The organism is Sphingomonas sp. R1 (assembly GCF_025960285.1).
Lineage (GTDB): Bacteria > Pseudomonadota > Alphaproteobacteria > Sphingomonadales > Sphingomonadaceae > Sphingomonas.
This window is the reverse complement of record NZ_CP110112.1, coordinates 69,547-85,917: the sequence shown is the minus strand read 5'-3', so window position 1 is coordinate 85,917 and position 16,371 is coordinate 69,547. Positions and strand designations below refer to the sequence as shown.

Annotated in this window: 15 protein-coding genes; 4 read left to right on the top strand and 11 right to left on the bottom strand. The window is 67.3% G+C overall.

The window, feature by feature from the left end; translation table 11 throughout:
- The 8 genes from OIM94_RS18785 to OIM94_RS18750 are packed head-to-tail and all read right to left on the bottom strand — an operon-like array spanning position 1 to position 9,272.
- Positions 1-963, bottom strand: a complete 963-nt coding sequence (locus tag OIM94_RS18785; RefSeq protein ID WP_264610120.1) for a fumarylacetoacetate hydrolase family protein — start codon at positions 961-963, stop codon at positions 1-3.
- Entirely contained in the window at positions 954-1,880 is a 927-nt protein-coding gene (locus OIM94_RS18780) for an NAD-dependent epimerase/dehydratase family protein (protein ID WP_264610119.1), read from the bottom strand. The genes OIM94_RS18785 and OIM94_RS18780 overlap by 10 nt, the downstream gene beginning before the upstream one ends.
- A gap of 2 nt (positions 1,881-1,882) precedes the next feature.
- Entirely contained in the window at positions 1,883-2,446 is a 564-nt protein-coding gene (locus OIM94_RS18775) for a cupin domain-containing protein (protein ID WP_264610118.1), read from the bottom strand.
- Positions 2,447-2,458: 12 nt separating this feature from the next.
- On the bottom strand, positions 2,459-3,643 hold the full coding sequence (locus OIM94_RS18770) for an MFS transporter (RefSeq protein WP_264610117.1): 1,185 nt from the start codon (positions 3,641-3,643) through the stop codon (positions 2,459-2,461).
- A complete protein-coding gene (locus tag OIM94_RS18765) occupies positions 3,640-4,797 on the bottom strand; it encodes an alpha/beta hydrolase family protein (RefSeq protein WP_264610116.1) in 1,158 nt (385 codons plus the stop codon). Before OIM94_RS18765 ends, OIM94_RS18770 begins: the two co-directional genes overlap by 4 nt.
- A gap of 4 nt (positions 4,798-4,801) precedes the next feature.
- Positions 4,802-5,704: a VOC family protein gene (locus tag OIM94_RS18760; protein ID WP_264610115.1), complete on the bottom strand. Its 903-nt coding sequence runs from the start codon at positions 5,702-5,704 to the stop codon at positions 4,802-4,804.
- Positions 5,705-5,725: 21 nt separating this feature from the next.
- Complete coding sequence (locus OIM94_RS18755; RefSeq protein WP_264610114.1) at positions 5,726-6,841, bottom strand: FAD-dependent oxidoreductase; 1,116 nt, start codon at positions 6,839-6,841, stop codon at positions 5,726-5,728.
- 10 nt (positions 6,842-6,851) lie between these two features.
- On the bottom strand, positions 6,852-9,272 hold the full coding sequence (locus OIM94_RS18750; RefSeq protein ID WP_264610113.1) for a TonB-dependent receptor: 2,421 nt from the start codon (positions 9,270-9,272) through the stop codon (positions 6,852-6,854).
- Between the two features lie 115 nt (positions 9,273-9,387).
- Here OIM94_RS18750 and OIM94_RS18745 point away from each other — a divergent pair, with 115 nt between their 5' ends.
- From OIM94_RS18745 to OIM94_RS18735, 3 genes are all read left to right on the top strand, one after another.
- Positions 9,388-10,299 (top strand): LysR family transcriptional regulator, encoded by a 912-nt coding sequence (locus OIM94_RS18745; protein WP_264610112.1) that lies wholly within the window; start codon positions 9,388-9,390, stop codon positions 10,297-10,299.
- 108 nt (positions 10,300-10,407) lie between these two features.
- A complete protein-coding gene (locus OIM94_RS18740) occupies positions 10,408-11,493 on the top strand; it encodes an aromatic ring-hydroxylating oxygenase subunit alpha (RefSeq protein ID WP_264610111.1) in 1,086 nt (361 codons plus the stop codon).
- Positions 11,494-11,540: 47 nt separating this feature from the next.
- On the top strand, positions 11,541-12,230 hold the full coding sequence (locus OIM94_RS18735; protein WP_264610110.1) for a GntR family transcriptional regulator: 690 nt from the start codon (positions 11,541-11,543) through the stop codon (positions 12,228-12,230).
- A 3-nt stretch (positions 12,231-12,233) separates the two neighbouring features.
- On the opposite strand, the gene OIM94_RS18730 is transcribed toward OIM94_RS18735, so the two are convergent.
- Positions 12,234-13,244, bottom strand: a complete 1,011-nt coding sequence (locus OIM94_RS18730; RefSeq protein WP_264610109.1) for an aldo/keto reductase — start codon at positions 13,242-13,244, stop codon at positions 12,234-12,236.
- 2 nt (positions 13,245-13,246) lie between these two features.
- Entirely contained in the window at positions 13,247-14,416 is a 1,170-nt protein-coding gene (gene pobA / locus OIM94_RS18725) for a 4-hydroxybenzoate 3-monooxygenase (protein WP_264610108.1), read from the bottom strand.
- Positions 14,417-14,531: 115 nt separating this feature from the next.
- Between pobA and OIM94_RS18720 the strand changes: the two genes are divergently transcribed.
- Positions 14,532-15,452: a helix-turn-helix domain-containing protein gene (locus OIM94_RS18720; protein ID WP_264610107.1), complete on the top strand. Its 921-nt coding sequence runs from the start codon at positions 14,532-14,534 to the stop codon at positions 15,450-15,452.
- Here the strand turns inward: OIM94_RS18720 and OIM94_RS18715 are convergent.
- Positions 15,410-16,351, bottom strand: coding sequence for a Gfo/Idh/MocA family oxidoreductase (locus tag OIM94_RS18715; protein ID WP_264610106.1), 942 nt, complete (start codon positions 16,349-16,351; stop codon positions 15,410-15,412). The two genes, OIM94_RS18720 and OIM94_RS18715, sit on opposite strands and share 43 nt — an antisense overlap.
- Positions 16,352-16,371 lie beyond the last annotated feature (20 nt).

The window sequence follows — 16,371 nt, the reverse complement described above, 5'->3', positions numbered from 1 at the left end:
TCAGCCGATCAGCCGCACGCGCTGGTCAATCCTGCCGAAGGGGGCGGCATCCTCGCCCACCTGCATCGCCACCCGGTCGCCATCCTCGAGGAAGCCGGTCCGGAACGCGCCATGCGCGATCTTCTCGATGGCCCGGCGTTCGGAGATGCAGGTCGATCCGACCACGGCGTGGTCGGCATTGGAGACGGTCCCCGATCCGAGGATCGTACCCGCCGGCAGGCTGCGCGTCCGTGCGGCATGGGAGATCAATTCGTGAAAGCCATAGGCCATGGCGCTGCCATTGGGGCTGCCGAACCATGCGCCGTTGACGGTCACGGTCAGCGGCAGACAGACGCGCCCGTCGTGCCACGCGTCCCCGAGCTCGTCCGGCGTCACCGCGAAGGGCGCAAGGCTGCAGGCGGGCTTGGCCTGCACCCAGCCGAAGCCGGTCTTCATCTCGATCGGCGCGATGGTGCGCAGCGACCAGTCGTTGATCAACACGATCAGCCGCACATGCGCCAGCGCGTCCTCGACCGGGCAGCCCATCGGCACCGCGCCCGTGATCACGCCGAACTCGCCCTCGAAATCGATGCCGTCGGCGGCGGAGGGGAACGGCGCATCCTCGGTAGGTGCCAGGAACTGGTGGCTCATGCCCTGGTACATCAGCGGCTTGTCGGTCTCGATCGGCGGCAGGTTGAAGGCCTGCTGCATCAGCTCGCCATGGGTGGGGAAGGCCGAACCATCGAGCCACTGCCAAGTGCGCGGCAACGGCGCGCGCAGCGTCGCGAGATCGAGCGGCTCGCCCTCGCCCGCCGCCAGGCATGCCGCGACCGCGTGCAGTGCCGGGCGGACGTCGTTCCAACGCTCGAGCGCCGCAAGCAGGGTCGGGGCTTCGGGGCCTGCCGGCATATAGCGGGTGCCATCAGCGGAGACACATACGAGTTCACCGTCTGGCGTACCGGTGTCGCGGGTGGCTAGGCGCATGGAGGGGGTCCTTGTGTGGAGTTCGGGGAAAGATCGGCCAGCACCGCGTCGATCAGCGCGCCGACATCGGGTTCGGCGGTAAAGCCGAGCGCCGCCGCGCGCGACGTGATGAGCGGCGGATAGCTGGCAAAGGCGTGGCGCAATGCCGGGTTCTCGGCGTGGGTGAGCGTCGCGCCCGGCAGCCGCGCTTCGAGTGCGTCGACGAGATCGCCCATTCGCACCCGTAGCGCCGGCAGCGTAACCGGAGCGTGCTCGGCACCGTCCCCGAGCAGGGCTCGGACGAGGTTCGCCGCGCAGCTACGGACCGAGCAGACCCAGCTCGTCGCATCGGAGGCAACCGGGACGACATAGGGCCGCCCCGCCACCGCCGCATGGAACACGTCGCTCAGAAAGGCGGAGCCGAAGCCTGCTGCCGCCGCAGGCCGCGCAACGATGCCGGGCAGGCGCAGCACCGCGCCCGCGATCGCGCCCCGCCGCGCCGCATCGGCAAAGGCGAGCTCGACCATCCGCTTGTGGGTGCCATAGACGCTGTCGGGCACGGCCATGCTCTGGTCGTCGATCGGCCCGGCCGGTGCCGCGCCGAACACGGCGATGGAGCCGGCAAGTACCAGCCGCCGCCCGGCCATTGCCTCAATCAGCCGTAGCGGCACGTCGAGATTGATCGCGCGCGAGGCGGCGGGATCGCGCTCCGCCGCGCCGCCGGGCAGCGCGGCGAGATGGAGGAGCGCATCGCAATCCCGCGTCGCGGCCGCCAGCACCGCCGGATCGGTGAGGTCCCCGGCCAGCCGGCGCTCCGGACCCGCCTCGGCAAAGGTCCGGTCGACCAGCAGCAGCGCGGCGGCCACGCCCGTCTCGCGCAGCCGCCGGACGACCGCCCGGCCGACAAAGCCGTCGGCGCCGGTGATCGTCAGCCGCACGGTCAGCGCTTCAGCTGCTCGTCGAACGCGCCGTCGATGAGGATGAAGGCGATGCGGCAATTCTTGTCCGAGCGGTTCGCCCAGCCATGGTTGGTGCCGCGCTGGATGACGATGTCGCCGGCGCGCACCGTCGTCTCGCCTTCGTCCATGATCAGCACCAGCTCGCCTTCGAGCACGATGCCATAGTCGATCGTTTCGGTGCGGTGCATCAGCGCATGGCGCGAGCCCTCGCCATGCGCCGAGGCATCCCCTGCGCCGATCTCGGCGAAATGCGCGCGCGCCTCCTCCGGCGTCATGTTGCGGATGCCGTCCCCTTCGGGCGGAATGTCGAGCACCCGAATTCGGGTACCGTTCTTCGGCGGCGCGAGGACGATGCCATCCTCATGCGGCTCGCCCGAGGCCGCGTCGATCGGGGCGGGCGTGGCCTGGGTGTTCCACACCTCGTGGAACAACGGGCCGATGGCACCGCCGACGCGTTGCACGCGCGGCACGACACCGTCTTCCTGGATGATCGCGCGCCCCTGGGCATCATGGCCGGTGACGACGCGGCGAACAGACTTTTCCATCGACAAAATCCTTCAGGCGGTAGTGAGTGCGGAGGGGCGGCTACTGGCTATCAGGGCGGCTATCGCCCCCGCCAGCGCCAGCCCGGTATAGAGCAGCAGGGTTTGCGACAGGCCGCCCGTGGCGGGCGTCAGAAGCGTGGCGATCAGCGGCGCCGCAAACTGGCCGAGGAAGAAGGCGCCCGTCCACGCGCCGGTGCCGGACCCGCGCGCGGCGGCGGGCAGGCGACGCATCAGCCAGGCGAGCATGTTGGGCAGCATCAGGCCGCTGCCGATACAGGCGAGGATCGCGAAGCCGGTGATCGCGGGGAAGCCGGGGGCCAGTGCCGTTCCGGCATAGCCGAGCGCCACCAGCGCCAGCCCCAAGGCGAGCAGCTGCAGCCCGGCATGGGCCTTGAGCCGGCCGAACAGGATGCTGCCGATCGCTACACCAAGATTGGTGCCTGCGGCCGCGATGCCGATCAGCGCCGGCGAGGTGACGCCACTGCGCGCGACGATCGGACCGACCTGGACGATGATCGTGTAGAACAGCACGCCCACCCCAAGCGTGATCAGCAGCACCGGCAGGAGCGTGCCGAGCGGCAACCGTGCCTTGGGCTCGGCACGGGCGGCGCGATGCACCGGCTCGAACAGGATGGCGGCGACGGCGATCGCGATCGGGAGGGCGACGAGATAGAGCAGGAACGGCCCGCGCGATCCCAGTGCCTCGCCCAGTGCGCCGCCGATCGCGACGAGCAGGATCGCGCTGAGGCTCACCGACGCCATCTGGGCGGAGATCCAGCGTTCGCGCCGGGCGTCGTCGAAATAATCGCCGAGCATCGCAGTGGAAACGGTCATGATTGCCGCCTCCGCCAGCCCGAGCACCGCCCGCGCGGCGATGATCGCGATAAGATCGTTGAGCAGCAGCGGCAGCGCGCCGACTACGCCATAGACCAGCATCGACACGAGCAGCACCGGCTTGCGCCCCAGCCGATCGGAAAGCGCCCCCGCCACCGGCGAAAACACCGCGATGCACAGCGCCGGGATGGTCAGCGCCACGGGCACCAGCACCTCGGATCCCGGCGCGGATGCGAACTCGCGCAGCAGCAACGGCAGCACCGGGACCAGCGCGACGATACCCATGGTGGGCATGATCGCGGTGAGGATCAGCAGGATCGCGTGCCGGCTGGACGCGACCTGCGCTCCTGCCGCAGCGCTCATGCGGCGTGCCCGCCCAGCGTCTCGGCGAACCAGTCGGCGATATAGTCGCGGCCATAGGACATGTTGTCCGCGCCGACATGCTCCACCCCGCCCTCCCGCGCGGTGAAGATCTTCAGCTCGCGCTTCGGGCTGTTGACCAGCTGATCATAGCAATCATGCGCATACTGCACGCTGATCTGGCGATCCTCGGCGCCGTGGGTGACGAGGAAGGGCACCGTCACGCCGCCCATATGGCCGTTCAGGTTCATGGTCTCCGCCTTGGCGAAGAAGTCGTCCATGTCCGCCGCACCAAAGGCCCACATCACATGCGCCCAGTAATGCGGCACCGGGTTCTCGCCCTCGCGCTTGAGGCGCTTCTGCTGCACCTCGGCCCAGTTGTGATTGGCGCCCCAGCAGGCACCCGAGGCGAAGCGGGATTCGTAGGCGACCGCGCGCGGCGCGAAGTGCCCGCCGAGCGAGATCCCCGTCATGCCGATGCGCTTCGGGTCGACGTCGCTCTGCAGCTCCAGCCAGTCGACTGCCTTCGAGGCCCAGTGCTCCGAATGCGGATCGACGGGCAGCTCCTGAAGCCGCAGCGCCTCGCCCGAGCCTGGCTGGTCGACACACAGCGTGGAGATGCCGCGCCGCGCCAGCGCCTCGGGCAGGCGCGACCAGTAGAGCAGCTCCTTGCAGCTATCGAGGCCGTTGCAATAGACCACGACCGGCTTCGGGCCATCGCCCGGTGCGCGGGTATAGAGCGCCGGCATGGTGCCGGTCTCCAGCGGGATTTCCACCCGCTCGCGGTTGAGCTTGCCGAGTGCGGTCGAGCGATCGAAGGTCGCGCGCGCCTTGGCATAGGTTTCCTTGCGGCCGGGGTGGCCATGGCCCTGCATCCGCTCGCCGGTGAACAGATACAGCGCCGCGCGCTCCAGCTTGGTCGAGGCGGAGAAGGCCCGGCCCCGTGCCTCGTCCTCGGCGGCAAGGTCGATCAGCTTGTCGGCCATCGCGACCCACCGGGCCATGAACTGCGGCGTGCCGGCATCGGCGCCGCTCGCTGCCGCGTCCTTGATCGGCTGGCACATGTCGACGAGTTCGCCGATCTGGCCGCCGCTCTCCATCGCGATCGCGACCGACAGGTTCCAGATATAGTTGGGGAAATATTCGAACAACGCCATGGGATCAGGCCTCCGCCGCCACGAACAGGCCGGGATTGGGTGCGGGATGCGGCAGCGTCTGCGGGCCGCCGGTGCCGATGCCCCACTGGTCCATGATCAGCGGCGCGGGGGTGTAGACCTGGTGCTGGTGCGCCTCGAAATCGACCTCCTCCAGCTCGGAGGTGTATTCGGTGACGAAGCCGCTCGGAGTCACGAAATAGCTGAAGGTGTTGTTGCCGGCGGTGTGTCGCCCGGGGCCCCAGCCGATGTTGATGCCGTTGAGCTTCAGCCGGTGCGCGCCGCGCATCATGCCGTCGATCCCCTCCATGTCATAGGCGACATGGTTGAGGCAGGCGGGCCCGGGCAGCAGCGCGATGCGGTGATGCGCCGAATTGCAGCGCAGGAAGCACATGAAGTCGCCGAGCCAGTCGCTCACCTTGAAGCCGAGCACGTCGGCGAAGAACTGCACCGCCGCCTGATGGTTCGGCGAGTGCAGCACGATGTGGCTGATCTTGACCGGCACGCCGTCCCAGCGGGCGATCTCACGGCGCTGGCCGCGCGCGACATCGCTGGAGACTTCGAACAACAGGCCGTCGGGCGAGAAGAAGCGGAAGCCATAGCCGCCGCCCGGCGTGGCAAGCGCAGCGGGTGCCCGCGCGACCGTGCAGCCGGCCTCGGTCACCCGCGCGTGGAGTGCGTCGACATCCGCGGGGCTATCGGCGGACAGCGCGATGACGTCGATCCGGTTCTCTTCGGCAGGGCGGAGGCGGACGACATGATGCTCGTCATGTCCCTGCGCCTTGAACCAGGCCAGGCCGTCCTCGCTCGGCACGGGCTCCAGGCCCCATATCTCCTCGTAAAAGCGCTTCTCGGCGTCGAAGTCGGTGACGGCATAGCCGACATAGCGGATCTCGGTAACGCGGGTCATGATCGGGTTTCCTGGGAAGGGTCAGATGGGTTGGGCGGTGACGGCGAACATCTCGGCGGTCGCCTTGGCGTTATCGACCGGCGGTCCCTTGCCGAGCTGGCCGTGGCAGATCGAAAGGCTCTGGCGGACGATATAGGCGCAGCGATCGAAGCGGCGGGCGCGGTAGGCGGTGAAGGCATCCGCTACCGTCTCGGCGCGCTCCAGCTCCTCGGCGAGGACGAGGCTGTCCTCGATCGCCATGCCCGCGCCCTGCCCCAGATGCGGGGTCGTCGCGTGCACCGCATCGCCGAGCAGCACGACCCGGCCGCGATGCCACGGCCCTTCTATCAGCATGCCTTCGAGCGGCCGATAGACCACGCCGTCATCGTCGGTGATCTGTTCGGCCAGGTCGCGGATCGCCGGCGCGCAGGCGGCGAGCTTTGCCCGCATCGTCGCCGCCAGCCCGTTGCGCGGGTAGCGCGGATTGTCCGGCTCGGGCGTGGTCACGTACATGTACATCAGCGCATCGCTGATCGGCACGAACCCCACGCCGGTCGGCCCGTTATAGACCTGCAGCGCATCGAGATCGGCAAAGCGCGGGAAATTGTAGCGCCACACCGCCTGCCCGGTGAATTGCGGGCGCTCGGCCTCCGGGAACAGGGTTTGGCGGGTCTGCGAATAGACGCCGTCGGCGCCGATCACGATGTCGTAGATCCCGCTGCTGCCATCGGAGAAGGTGACCGCAACCTGCTCGCCATCGTCGACGATCGTCTCGGCCGTGATGCCCAGGCGCACGTCCGCGCCGAGCGCGATCGTGCGGTCCCCCAGCACCTTGTGCAGCGCCCGCCGGCCGATCCCGACATTGGCGGGATAGCCCTCCAAGAGGCGGGGAGCGGGAACCCGTGCGACCTTCACGCCGTCCGGACGGAAGATCTCCACGGCATCGAACCCGACGCCAGCGCCGAGATAATCGTCGAGCAGGTCCAGCGCCTTCATCGCGCGCAGGACATTGGCCTGCTGGATGATGCCGACGCCGTACACCGACCAGTCGGGGTCGCGCTCGATCACGTCGACCGCAAAGCCCTTCCGGCGCAGCGCAATGGCGGCGGTGAGACCGCCAATGCCGCCGCCGATGACGAGAATGTTGAGAGACTGCATGCCGACCTTCCTAGAATTTCGACGTCACCCGCACGCCATAGGTGCGCGGCGGCGAATACACGGCGAGCGCGGCCGAACCGGCGCTGTAGATCTGCGCGCTCGCCTGGTAGCGTTCGTCCTCGATGTTGCGGACATAGGCGGCGATCGACCAGCGATCGTCGGCCGACCCGAAGGCGATCTGGGCGTTGCTTACCCAGGTCGCGCCGACCAGCTGGTTGGGCATATATTCGAAGCCCACCACCCGGCTGGACCGATACTGCGTGTCGGCGGACAGCACCGCCTTGTACGCGCCCAGCGGCAGCGTCTGCTGGGCACCCAGGTTCATCGTCCATTTGGGCGACTGGAAGGCGGTACGGCCCGAACAATCAATGTCGTACATGCCGGCGGTGGCGCTCGCACGATAGGGACAGCCGGTGATCGGCGGCGTCGCGCCGATCGGCTCGCGATAGACGAAATTGTCGTACTTCGCGTCGAGATACTGGACGTTGACGCTCAGCAGCGTGGTCTGCGTCGCGAGCAGCTGGGCATCCACTTCGACGCCCTTGTTGGTCGACTTGCCGACATTCTCGGTGAACTGCCCCTGATTGCCGTTCCTGTCGATCCCGGTGTGGTTGACCTGCTGGTTCCGATACTTCCACAGGAACGCCTCGAGGTTCAGCTGCAGCCGGTTGTCGAAGAACCGGTTCTTCATGCCGATCGTGTAGGCGTCGATATATTCGGGCTGAAACGTCTCGTAGCCGGCCGACAGCGCGAACCCGCCCGAGCGATAGCCGGTCTCGTAATTGGCATAGAGCAGCGAGTGCGGTCCGACATCGAACTCCGCGCCCAGATGATAGGTGAAGCGGTCGTTCGACAGCGTGGTCGCGACCGGGGTGACGGCGTGGATCAGCAGCGCGCCGGTCGTGCCGATCGGCCGGGCCTGGTTGTCCGGCACGTTCGGATACACCGTGCCGGGCAGGTCCTGATAGCGCCCGCTCGAGGGTAGCAGCGGCGCGGTGGGGCAGCTCGGCCGGCCCTGCACCGCGACCGTGCAGCGAACGAGGAACACGTCGGCGCGGCCGTTGAAGTCCTTGTCGTCCTTGGTGTAGCGCAGGCCACCGATCAGCCGCAGCCGATCGCCGAAATTGGCGGTGAGCCGCCCGAACCCGGCATAGGATTTGGTGGCGGAGGTGAACTGCTGATAGGCGTTCAGTGCCTGCTGCGCATACAGATAGGTCGCTGCGACGGACTCGTCGAAATAATAAGCCCCGAGCATGTAATCGAACAGGCCGATGCGGTTGCCGGCGAAGCGGATCTCCAGGCTCTTCTGCTCATCGGTCTCGGCGACATCGCCGTAAAAGGCCGGGACGGCAAAGCGATTGTCGAGCTTGGCGTAGCGCCAGGACGGGATCACCGTCAGCGTACCGGCCCCGGTGCGCAGGCTGATCTCCGCATTGGCTCCGTAATAATTGTTGTCGAGATAGGGCTGCAGGTCGAGCGGGGCCAGCGTGCGGCCGGAGAGCCCGCTGAACAGCGTCTGGCGATAGGCCTGGGCGTCGGCTGAGAACAGGCCGCTATCGGCCCCGAAGCCCGACGGGACGAACTGGTTGCTCGTACCGTTGAACACGATGCGGCCGGCATAGGTGGAACCTGGCCCCTTGCCGCCGCTGTGCGAGAAGTCGCCGCCGACGCGCACGGTGAGGTCCGGCGTCAACTCGCCGAGCAGCTGGACGCGAAGTGCCTGGGTCTTTTCGTCGCTGGTGCCGTCGGTCTGGTAGCCGTCGCGGCTCACCAGGTTGCCGGCGACGCGCATCGCACCATGCTCGCCCATCGCGATGTTCATCGCGCCCTGGACGTTGACCGCGTCGTAATTGCCGTAGCTGGCGGTAACGAAGCCGCTGTTTTCGCCGATCCTGGGGCGGGTCGGCAACACGTTGATCGCGCCCGCGGTAGCGTTGCGCCCGTAGAGCGTCCCCTGCGGCCCCTTCAGTACCTCCACCCGTTCGAGATCATAGAAGATGCCCGAGGTGGACGTTGCCCTGCCTAGATACACCCCGTCGTAATTGAACGCGACTGCCGGATCGCTGTAGCCGTTGACCGTGAAATTGCCGACGCCGCGCAGGAAGAAGACGGTGTTGGCGCCCCCCTGGGGCTGTGCGCTGAGCGAGGGCACCGAATTGCCCAGTTCGTTGGAGCTGGTCAGGCCGCGGCTGACCAGCTGATCGCCGGTGACGACGGCCACGGGAATGCCGGCGCGCTGGAGATTTTCCGCCTTGCGCTGCGCCGTGACGATGATTTCCTGCAGACCCTGCTGGTCGGTTTCGCCGTTGGCATCCTGCTGCTGCGGAGCGCTGCCCCTCGTCTGACCATCGGTTTGCGCATTCGCCTGCGCGGCAATACCTGCGATCGTGAGCGCCAGTATCGAACTGGTCCGCCTCCATGCCCGAGTCACATCCACTCTCCTGATAGTGCGGATCTTCGATCGTCCGCTGGCAGGCAGGATGGGTCGTTTTTGACATCAATCAAAATTCTAATATTTTATGATGATACAATCACAGGATTTATGCATGCGCCTGGATCGGTTTGACCTGAACCTGCTCGTCGCCTTCCACACGCTGATGGAGGAGCGGAGCGTGACACGAGCGGCAGAGCGGCTCCATCTCACCCAGCCGGCAATGAGCGCGGCCCTGCGGCGGCTGCGCGAGTCCTTCAACGATCCGTTGCTGGTCGCCAATGGCAAGCAGATGGTGCCGAGCCCCCACGCGCAGGAACTCGCCCCGCGCGTCGCCGAAATCGTCGCCAGCGCGCAGGCGCTGATTTCCGGGTCCACGCTTTTCGATCCGCGCACCTCGCGGCGCAGGTTCAGGATCGCCGCGTCGGACTATGTCACCTCGATCGCCGTGCAGCCGCTGCTGGCCGAAATGGCAGTGGAGGCGCCCGACATACGCTGCTCGGTGATCGCGCCGCATACCGGCGTCACCGAGCAGATGGAGCGCGGCGAGGTCGACTGCATCATCTCGCCCGAGCAATTCCAGGCAAACGGCCACCCGACCGAATTGCTGTTCGAGGAAGAGCATGTCCTGCTTGGCTGGGCCGAAAACCCGCTGTTCGCCAAGCCGATCACCGAAGCGGAGTATCGGGCGGCCGGGCATGTCGTGGTGGAGCTCTCGAATACCCCGGCCTTTATCGAGCAGGCGGTCCGCGCGCGCGGCGACGTCCGGCGCATCGAGGTGACGGTCACGTCGTTCACGCTGGTGCCGTGGCTGCTGCCGGGCACGCATCGGATCGCGCTTGTCCATGCGCGCCTGGCACGACTGTTCATGGACAAGTTGCCGCTCGCGATGGCGCCCCCTCCCTTCCCGCTGCCGCGGATGCGCGAGATGATCCAGTTCAACCGCGCGCGCGCCGACGATAGCGGCCTGGTGTGGCTGCGCGAAGGCTTGCGGCGCCACGCCGCCGCAACGGAGCTGGTCGGCTGACTGCCCCTCCGCCCGCATCTCGTCGACTATGGTGCGGTGAGCGCTTGACGTGTTCGCATTTTCGACCTCTATTGGATCCAATAATGAGAATCTGAGGATGAGGCGCGAATGGAACGGCAGATCGACACGGCGCTGGATGCAGCACGCCCCTGGCCCCGACACGCCTGGTATGTTGCGGCGACTGCCGCCGAACTCGGGGAAAAGCCGCTCGGCCGCACGATCTGCGGCGAGCCCATGGTGTTCTTCCGCAATGCCGCCGGCGCGGTCGTGGCGCTGGAGGATTTCTGCCCGCATCGCGGCGCCCCGCTGTCGCTTGGCTTCGTCCGCGAGGGCGAGCTGGTGTGCGGCTATCACGGCCTGACAATGGGCTGTGCTGGGCGGGCGACGTCGATGCCCGGGCAACGGGTGGAAAAGTTCGCCGGCGTCCGTCGCTTCGCAGTGATCGAGCGCTATGGGTTCATCTGGGTGTGGCCGGGCGACGCGGAAGCCGCCGATCCGGCCAGGCTCCACCCGCTGCACTGGGCCGAGAGCCCCGAATGGGCGTATGGCGGCGGCTATTACCATATTGCTTGCGACTATCGGCTGATGGTCGACAATCTGATGGACCTAACCCACGAGACCTATGTCCACAGCACCAGCATCGGCCAGAAGGAGATCGACGAGGCGCCGGTCGAGACGCTGATCGAGGACGGGCAGGTCGTCACCCGGCGCTTCATGGACGGGATCGAGGCGCCGCCCTTCTGGAAGATGGCGCTACGCGGCGCCGGGCTGCCCGACGACGAGCCGGTCGATCGCTGGCAAATCTGTCGTTTCACCCTGCCCAGTCATGTGCTGATCGAAGTGGGCGTGGCCCTTGCCGGCAAGGGCGGCTATCACGCCGAGGACCGCTGGAAGGCCTCCAGCATCGTGGTCGACTTCATCACGCCCGAGACGGAGACCTCGCACCATTATTTCTGGGGCATGGCCCGGCGCTTCGCCATCGGCGATGCCGCGCTGACCGACACGATCCGCGCGGGCCAGGGTACGATCTTCGGCGAGGATCTCGAAATGCTCGAGCGGCAGCAGGCCAATCTGCTGCGCTATCCCGAACGCCGGCTGATGAAGCTCAACATCGACGCCGGCGGTGTGCGCTCGCGGCTGATGATCGACCGGGCGATCACAGCAGAACGCCCGTCGGAGGCAGAAGCCGCCTGAAACCAGCCCCTTGGCCCATCGCGCGCGGGGTGCTTTAAGCCGACGCGATGGAAAAGCCTGCCAAGCCGGGCCAGCAGGTGCTGGTCGCGCTCCGCCGCATGATCGCCGACGGCACGATCAAGCCCGGCGACCGTATCGCCGAGATCCCAACGGCCGAGGCGCTGGGCGTGTCGCGCATGCCGGTGCGAACCGCGCTCCGCGCGCTGGAGCATGAGGGTCTGGTGGTGAAGCTCGGCGCGCGCGGCTATACCCCGCGCGCGGTGAACGCCGCCGCGATCACTGGCGCGATCGAGGTGCGCGGGGTACTGGAAGGCCTTGCCGCACGCCGGGTCGCCGAGCGCCGCTTGTCGGTTGCAGAGGATGCGCGCCTCGAAGCGACCTTGGTCGACGGCGACGCGCTGTTCGCAAAGGGCCATCTGGCCGATGGCGACCTCGATCGCTTTTACCGCTACAACCTTGCCTTTCACGACCAGCTGATCGCTGCCAGCGACAACCCGTCGATCGCGCTGGCGCTGGGCCGCAACAACCATCTGCCCTTTGCCTCCGCGGCCGCGCTGGCGCTGGACTGGGACGATCTCGACGGCGAATACCACCATCTGCTCCGCGCGCACCGCGAACACCGCGCCGTCTTCGAGGCGATCCGCAGCGGCGATGCCGACCGGGCCGAACAGCTCATGCGCGGCCATGCGGCGGTGGCGATCGCCAATCGTCGGGCGTTCCGGATGCTGGCCGGCTGACGCTCAGGCCAGCTGCTCGTCCGCCCAGACTTCGGTATCGACCTGGGACTGCGCCTCGGCGGCGTAGCGGGGGCCGGCGGCCGCATTGGGCGGAAACAGTGCGTCGACCGCCGCCAGTGTCTCCGCCGGAACCGGCCGCGCGAAGGTGCCGAGCAGATCGTCGAGATGATCGATCCGCGTCGTACCCGGGATCGGCACGATGAAGTCGCGCCGGGACAGCACCCAGGCCATGCAGAGCTGCGCCATGGTGCAGCCGGCCGCCTCCGCGATGGCGCCGAAGCGGGTCGCCATCTCCAGATTGTGCGCCAGGTTGTCGCCCTGGAACCGGGGCATGGCACCGCGCAGGTCGCCCTGCGGAACGCCGTCCGCCCCGATCCCGCCCGCCAGCAGTCCGCGCGCAACCGGCGAGAAGGCGACGAAGCCCACGCCCAGCTCGGCGCAGGCATCGAGCACCGCGATTTCGGGGTTGCGCGTCCAGGGCGAATATTCGGTCTGCATCGCCGCGATCGGGTGGACGGCATGCGCGCGCCGCAGCGTTGCCGCCGACATTTCGGACAGGCCGATCGCACCGATCTTGCCAGCCTCCACCGCGCGGGCCAGGGCGCCGACCGACTCCTCCACCGGCACCCTGGGGTCGAGCCGGTGCATGTAATACAGGTCGATCTGCTCGACGTTCAGCCGGCGCAGCGACTCCTCCAGCGTGCGGGTGATCGCCTCCGGGCTGCCGTCGATCCCACGCTTGCCGTCCGATCCGCCAAGCACGCACTTGCTGGCCAAGATGAACTCGGCGCGGCGATGCATCACAGTCCGCCCAAGCAACTCCTCGTTCGCGCCGAAGCCGTAGAGCGCCGCGGTATCGAGAAAGGTCACGCCGGCATCCAGCGCGTGCAGCAGCAGCCGCTCCGCTTCGCCCGCATCGGGGCGCGGCAGATAGGCGTGGCTGAGATTCATGCAGCCCAGCCCGATCGCCGAAACGGTTAACGGGCCAATCTTGCGGGTGGGAAGCATCGGCATGGTCAGAGCGGCAATCCTACATAGTTTTCGGCGATAGTCGTCTGGGCCGCACGCGACGTGGCGATATAGTCCAGATCGGCCAGCTGCATCCGGCGATCGAACGCATCATTCTCCGGGAAACGATGCATCAGCCGGGTCAGTTGCCACGAGAAGCGCTCGGATTTCCAGACCCTGGCGAGGGCCTTTTGCGAATAGCCGCCGATCGCGTCGTGATCGCCGGCCTTGAAGTGCCGGACGAGCGCTTCGGAAAGATAATGCACGTCCGAAGCGGCGAGATTGAGCCCCTTGGCGCCGGTGGGCGGCACGATATGCGCGCTGTCGCCGGCGAGCAGCAGCCGTCCGTGGCGCATCGGCTCGAACACGAAGGAGCGCAGCGGCGCGATCGACTTCTCGATCGCTGGACCGCGGGTAAGGTTCGCCGCCGCCTCCGGCCCCAGCCGCACCGCCAGTTCGTCCCACAGCCGGTCGTCCGGCCAATCCTCGACCTTCTCGTCGAGCGGCACTTGGATATAGTAGCGGCTGCGCGTCGCCGAGCGCATCGAAGCGAGCGCGAAGCCGCGATCGTGGTTGGCGTAGATCAGCTCGTGATGGCAGGGCGGCACGTCCGCAAGAGTGCCCAGCCAGCCGAACGGATAGATTTTCTCGAACGCGGTGCCGATGCTGGCGGGGATCGCCTTCCGCGAGGGGCCGTGAAACCCATCGCAGCCGCAGATAAAGCCGGCATCGATCCGTTCCGCACGACCGTCCTTAGTGTAGGTGACGTACGGCGCGTCGCTCTCGACATCGTGCAGGGCCACCTCCCCGGCAGCATAGATGACCTGCAGCCCGCGTTCGGGCGCCGCGTCCATCAGGTCGCGGGTGAGTTCGGTCTGGCCATAGACCAGTACATGATGCCCGGTCAGCTCGGTTACCGGAATGCGGATCAGCCTGTCCCCGTCCGCCAGAGCGAAGCCGTCATGTGGCAGGCCCTCGCTGTGCATCCGCTCGGCGATGCCCACCCGCTCCATCAGCATGGTGGAGGTGCGCTCCAGAACGCCGGCTCGGATGCGGCCGAGGACATAGTCGGGGGTCGCGCGCTCGACGACCACGACGTCAATTCCTTCCGCTCGCAGCAGATGGCCGAGCAGCAGACCGGCCGGGCCTGCGCCGATGATTGCAACCTGGGTTCGCACGCGCACCTCTCCATGTTCGTTCGTTGGATCGAAGCTCGCGCAACCTGCGGCTGGGGTGTGAGGGAGAGGTCAACCATTTACTTGGACGATTCGACCATGCATGCAATGCTGTGCCATGCGCGAGCGCAGCCCCGTCCCCGCCTTTTATCTCTATGGCGAACCGCAGCGCGGCGTCGCCGAGGGGTTCGTCCATGTCGAGAGCCTCGATGATCGCTCGCGCCCCAGCGAATGGACGATCCGCCCGCATCTGCATCGTGATCTGAACCATGTAATCCTGATCTCGGAGGGCGGTGGATCGATGACGGCGGAAGCCGAGACGGTGGCGTTCGACGCGCCCGCGCTGCTGCTGGTGCCGGCGGGGATCGTCCACGGTTTCACCTGGCATCGCGACTCGAGCGGCTGGGTGTGCACGATCGCCGACAGTTATTTCGCGCAGCTCGCCACCCGCGACGCGACGCTGGAAACGCTGTTCCGCACCTCTCGGGTGCTGTCGCTCGCCGCGCACGACGCCAAGGCCGTCGCCGCGATGCTCGCCGAGATGCAGCGCGAGCTCAACTGGTCCGCGCCTGGCCAGCGGGCAGCGGTCGAGGCGGCGCTGCTCGCCATCCTGGTCCGCAGCCTGCGCCACGCCCGCCCTTCGGCTGCGGCCGGATCGGGCAACCGGCGCGAGGCGGAGATCGTCGCGCGGCTGCGGGCGCGGATCGAGGAGCGCTTCCGCGTGCGCGAGCCGGTGGGGGTGCATGCCCGCGCGCTGGGGGTAAGCGTCACCGCCTTGCGGCTCGCCTGCACGCGGGTAGCGGATAGCAGCCCCGCGGCGATGCTCGATGCCCGGGCCCTGCTCGAGGCGCGCCGGCTGCTGCTTTATTCGAACCTGTCGGTCGGCGAGATCGCCGATGCCGTGGGTTTCGAGGATCCCGCCTATTTTTCGCGCTTCTTCGCGCGACATGTCGGCATGTCGCCGCGCACCTTTCGGGAGCGCGCGGCGATCACGGCTCAGCCCGCCAGCTGTGCTTCCAGCTCGCCGAGCACGCGGTAGCAATCGAACACCTTGCCTACCGAGCTGTTCGGCTCGCGACCCTCGCGGATCGCCGCGACGAACTCGCGGTCCTGCAGCTCGATGCCGTTCATCGACACATCCACCTGGCTGACGTCGATCGGTTCTTCCTTGCCGTTCACCAGATCGTCGTAGCGGGCGATATAGGTGCCGTTGTCGCAGATGTAGCGGAAGAAGGTGCCCAGCGGCCCGTCATTGTTGAAGCTGAGCGACAGGGTGCAGATCGCGCCACTCTCGCTCTTGAGCTGGATCGACATGTCCATGGCGATGCCGAGCTCGGGATGGATAGGCCCCTGCACCGCATGCGCCTGTACGATCTTGCCCGCCTGATAGGCGAACAGGTCGACCGTGTGCGCGGCATGGTGCCACAGGAGATGGTCGGTCCAGCTGCGCGGCTGGCCCTTGGCGTTGATGTTCTTGCGGCGGAAGAAATAGGTCTGCACGTCCATCTGCTGCACGGCGATCTCGCCCGCGGTTATGCGGTTGTGGACCCATTGGTGGCTGGGGTTGAAGCGGCGCGTGTGCCCGACCATGCAGACCAGCCCGGTTTCCTGCTGCTTGGCCAGCACCGCCTGCGAGTCTGCCCAGCTGTCCGCCAGCGGGATCTCGACCTGGACGTGCTTGCCCGCGTTCATGCAGGCGATCGCCTGTTCGGCGTGCATCTGGGTGGGGGTGCACAGGATCACCGCGTCGACATCGTCGCGGGCGAGCGCATCTTCTAGCTCGGTCGAATGGTGCCTGGCGCCGTATTTCTCGGCAACCGCGGCGGCTTGCTCGGCGGTGCGGCTGATGATCGAGGTGATCTCCACCCCGTCGATCTTCTGCAGGCCGTCGAGATGCTTTTCGCCGAACGCGCCGGCGCCGGCCAGGGCAATACGCATGGGTGTCTCCTGTGAGTTCT

Coding starts and splice junctions, on each gene's coding strand:
- OIM94_RS18770 (WP_264610117.1), bottom strand. CDS start 3,643: ATGAGCGCTGCGGCAGGAGCGCAGGTCGCGTCCAGCCGGCACGCGATC.
- OIM94_RS18745 (WP_264610112.1), top strand. CDS start 9,388: ATGCGCCTGGATCGGTTTGACCTGAACCTGCTCGTCGCCTTCCACACG.
- OIM94_RS18720 (WP_264610107.1), top strand. CDS start 14,532: ATGCGCGAGCGCAGCCCCGTCCCCGCCTTTTATCTCTATGGCGAACCG.
- OIM94_RS18715 (WP_264610106.1), bottom strand. CDS start 16,351: ATGCGTATTGCCCTGGCCGGCGCCGGCGCGTTCGGCGAAAAGCATCTC.
- OIM94_RS18735 (WP_264610110.1), top strand. CDS start 11,541: ATGGAAAAGCCTGCCAAGCCGGGCCAGCAGGTGCTGGTCGCGCTCCGC.
- OIM94_RS18765 (WP_264610116.1), bottom strand. CDS start 4,797: ATGGCGTTGTTCGAATATTTCCCCAACTATATCTGGAACCTGTCGGTC.
- OIM94_RS18760 (WP_264610115.1), bottom strand. CDS start 5,704: ATGACCCGCGTTACCGAGATCCGCTATGTCGGCTATGCCGTCACCGAC.
- OIM94_RS18785 (WP_264610120.1), bottom strand. CDS start 963: ATGCGCCTAGCCACCCGCGACACCGGTACGCCAGACGGTGAACTCGTA.
- OIM94_RS18740 (WP_264610111.1), top strand. CDS start 10,408: ATGGAACGGCAGATCGACACGGCGCTGGATGCAGCACGCCCCTGGCCC.
- OIM94_RS18755 (WP_264610114.1), bottom strand. CDS start 6,841: ATGCAGTCTCTCAACATTCTCGTCATCGGCGGCGGCATTGGCGGTCTC.
- OIM94_RS18775 (WP_264610118.1), bottom strand. CDS start 2,446: ATGGAAAAGTCTGTTCGCCGCGTCGTCACCGGCCATGATGCCCAGGGG.
- OIM94_RS18730 (WP_264610109.1), bottom strand. CDS start 13,244: ATGCCGATGCTTCCCACCCGCAAGATTGGCCCGTTAACCGTTTCGGCG.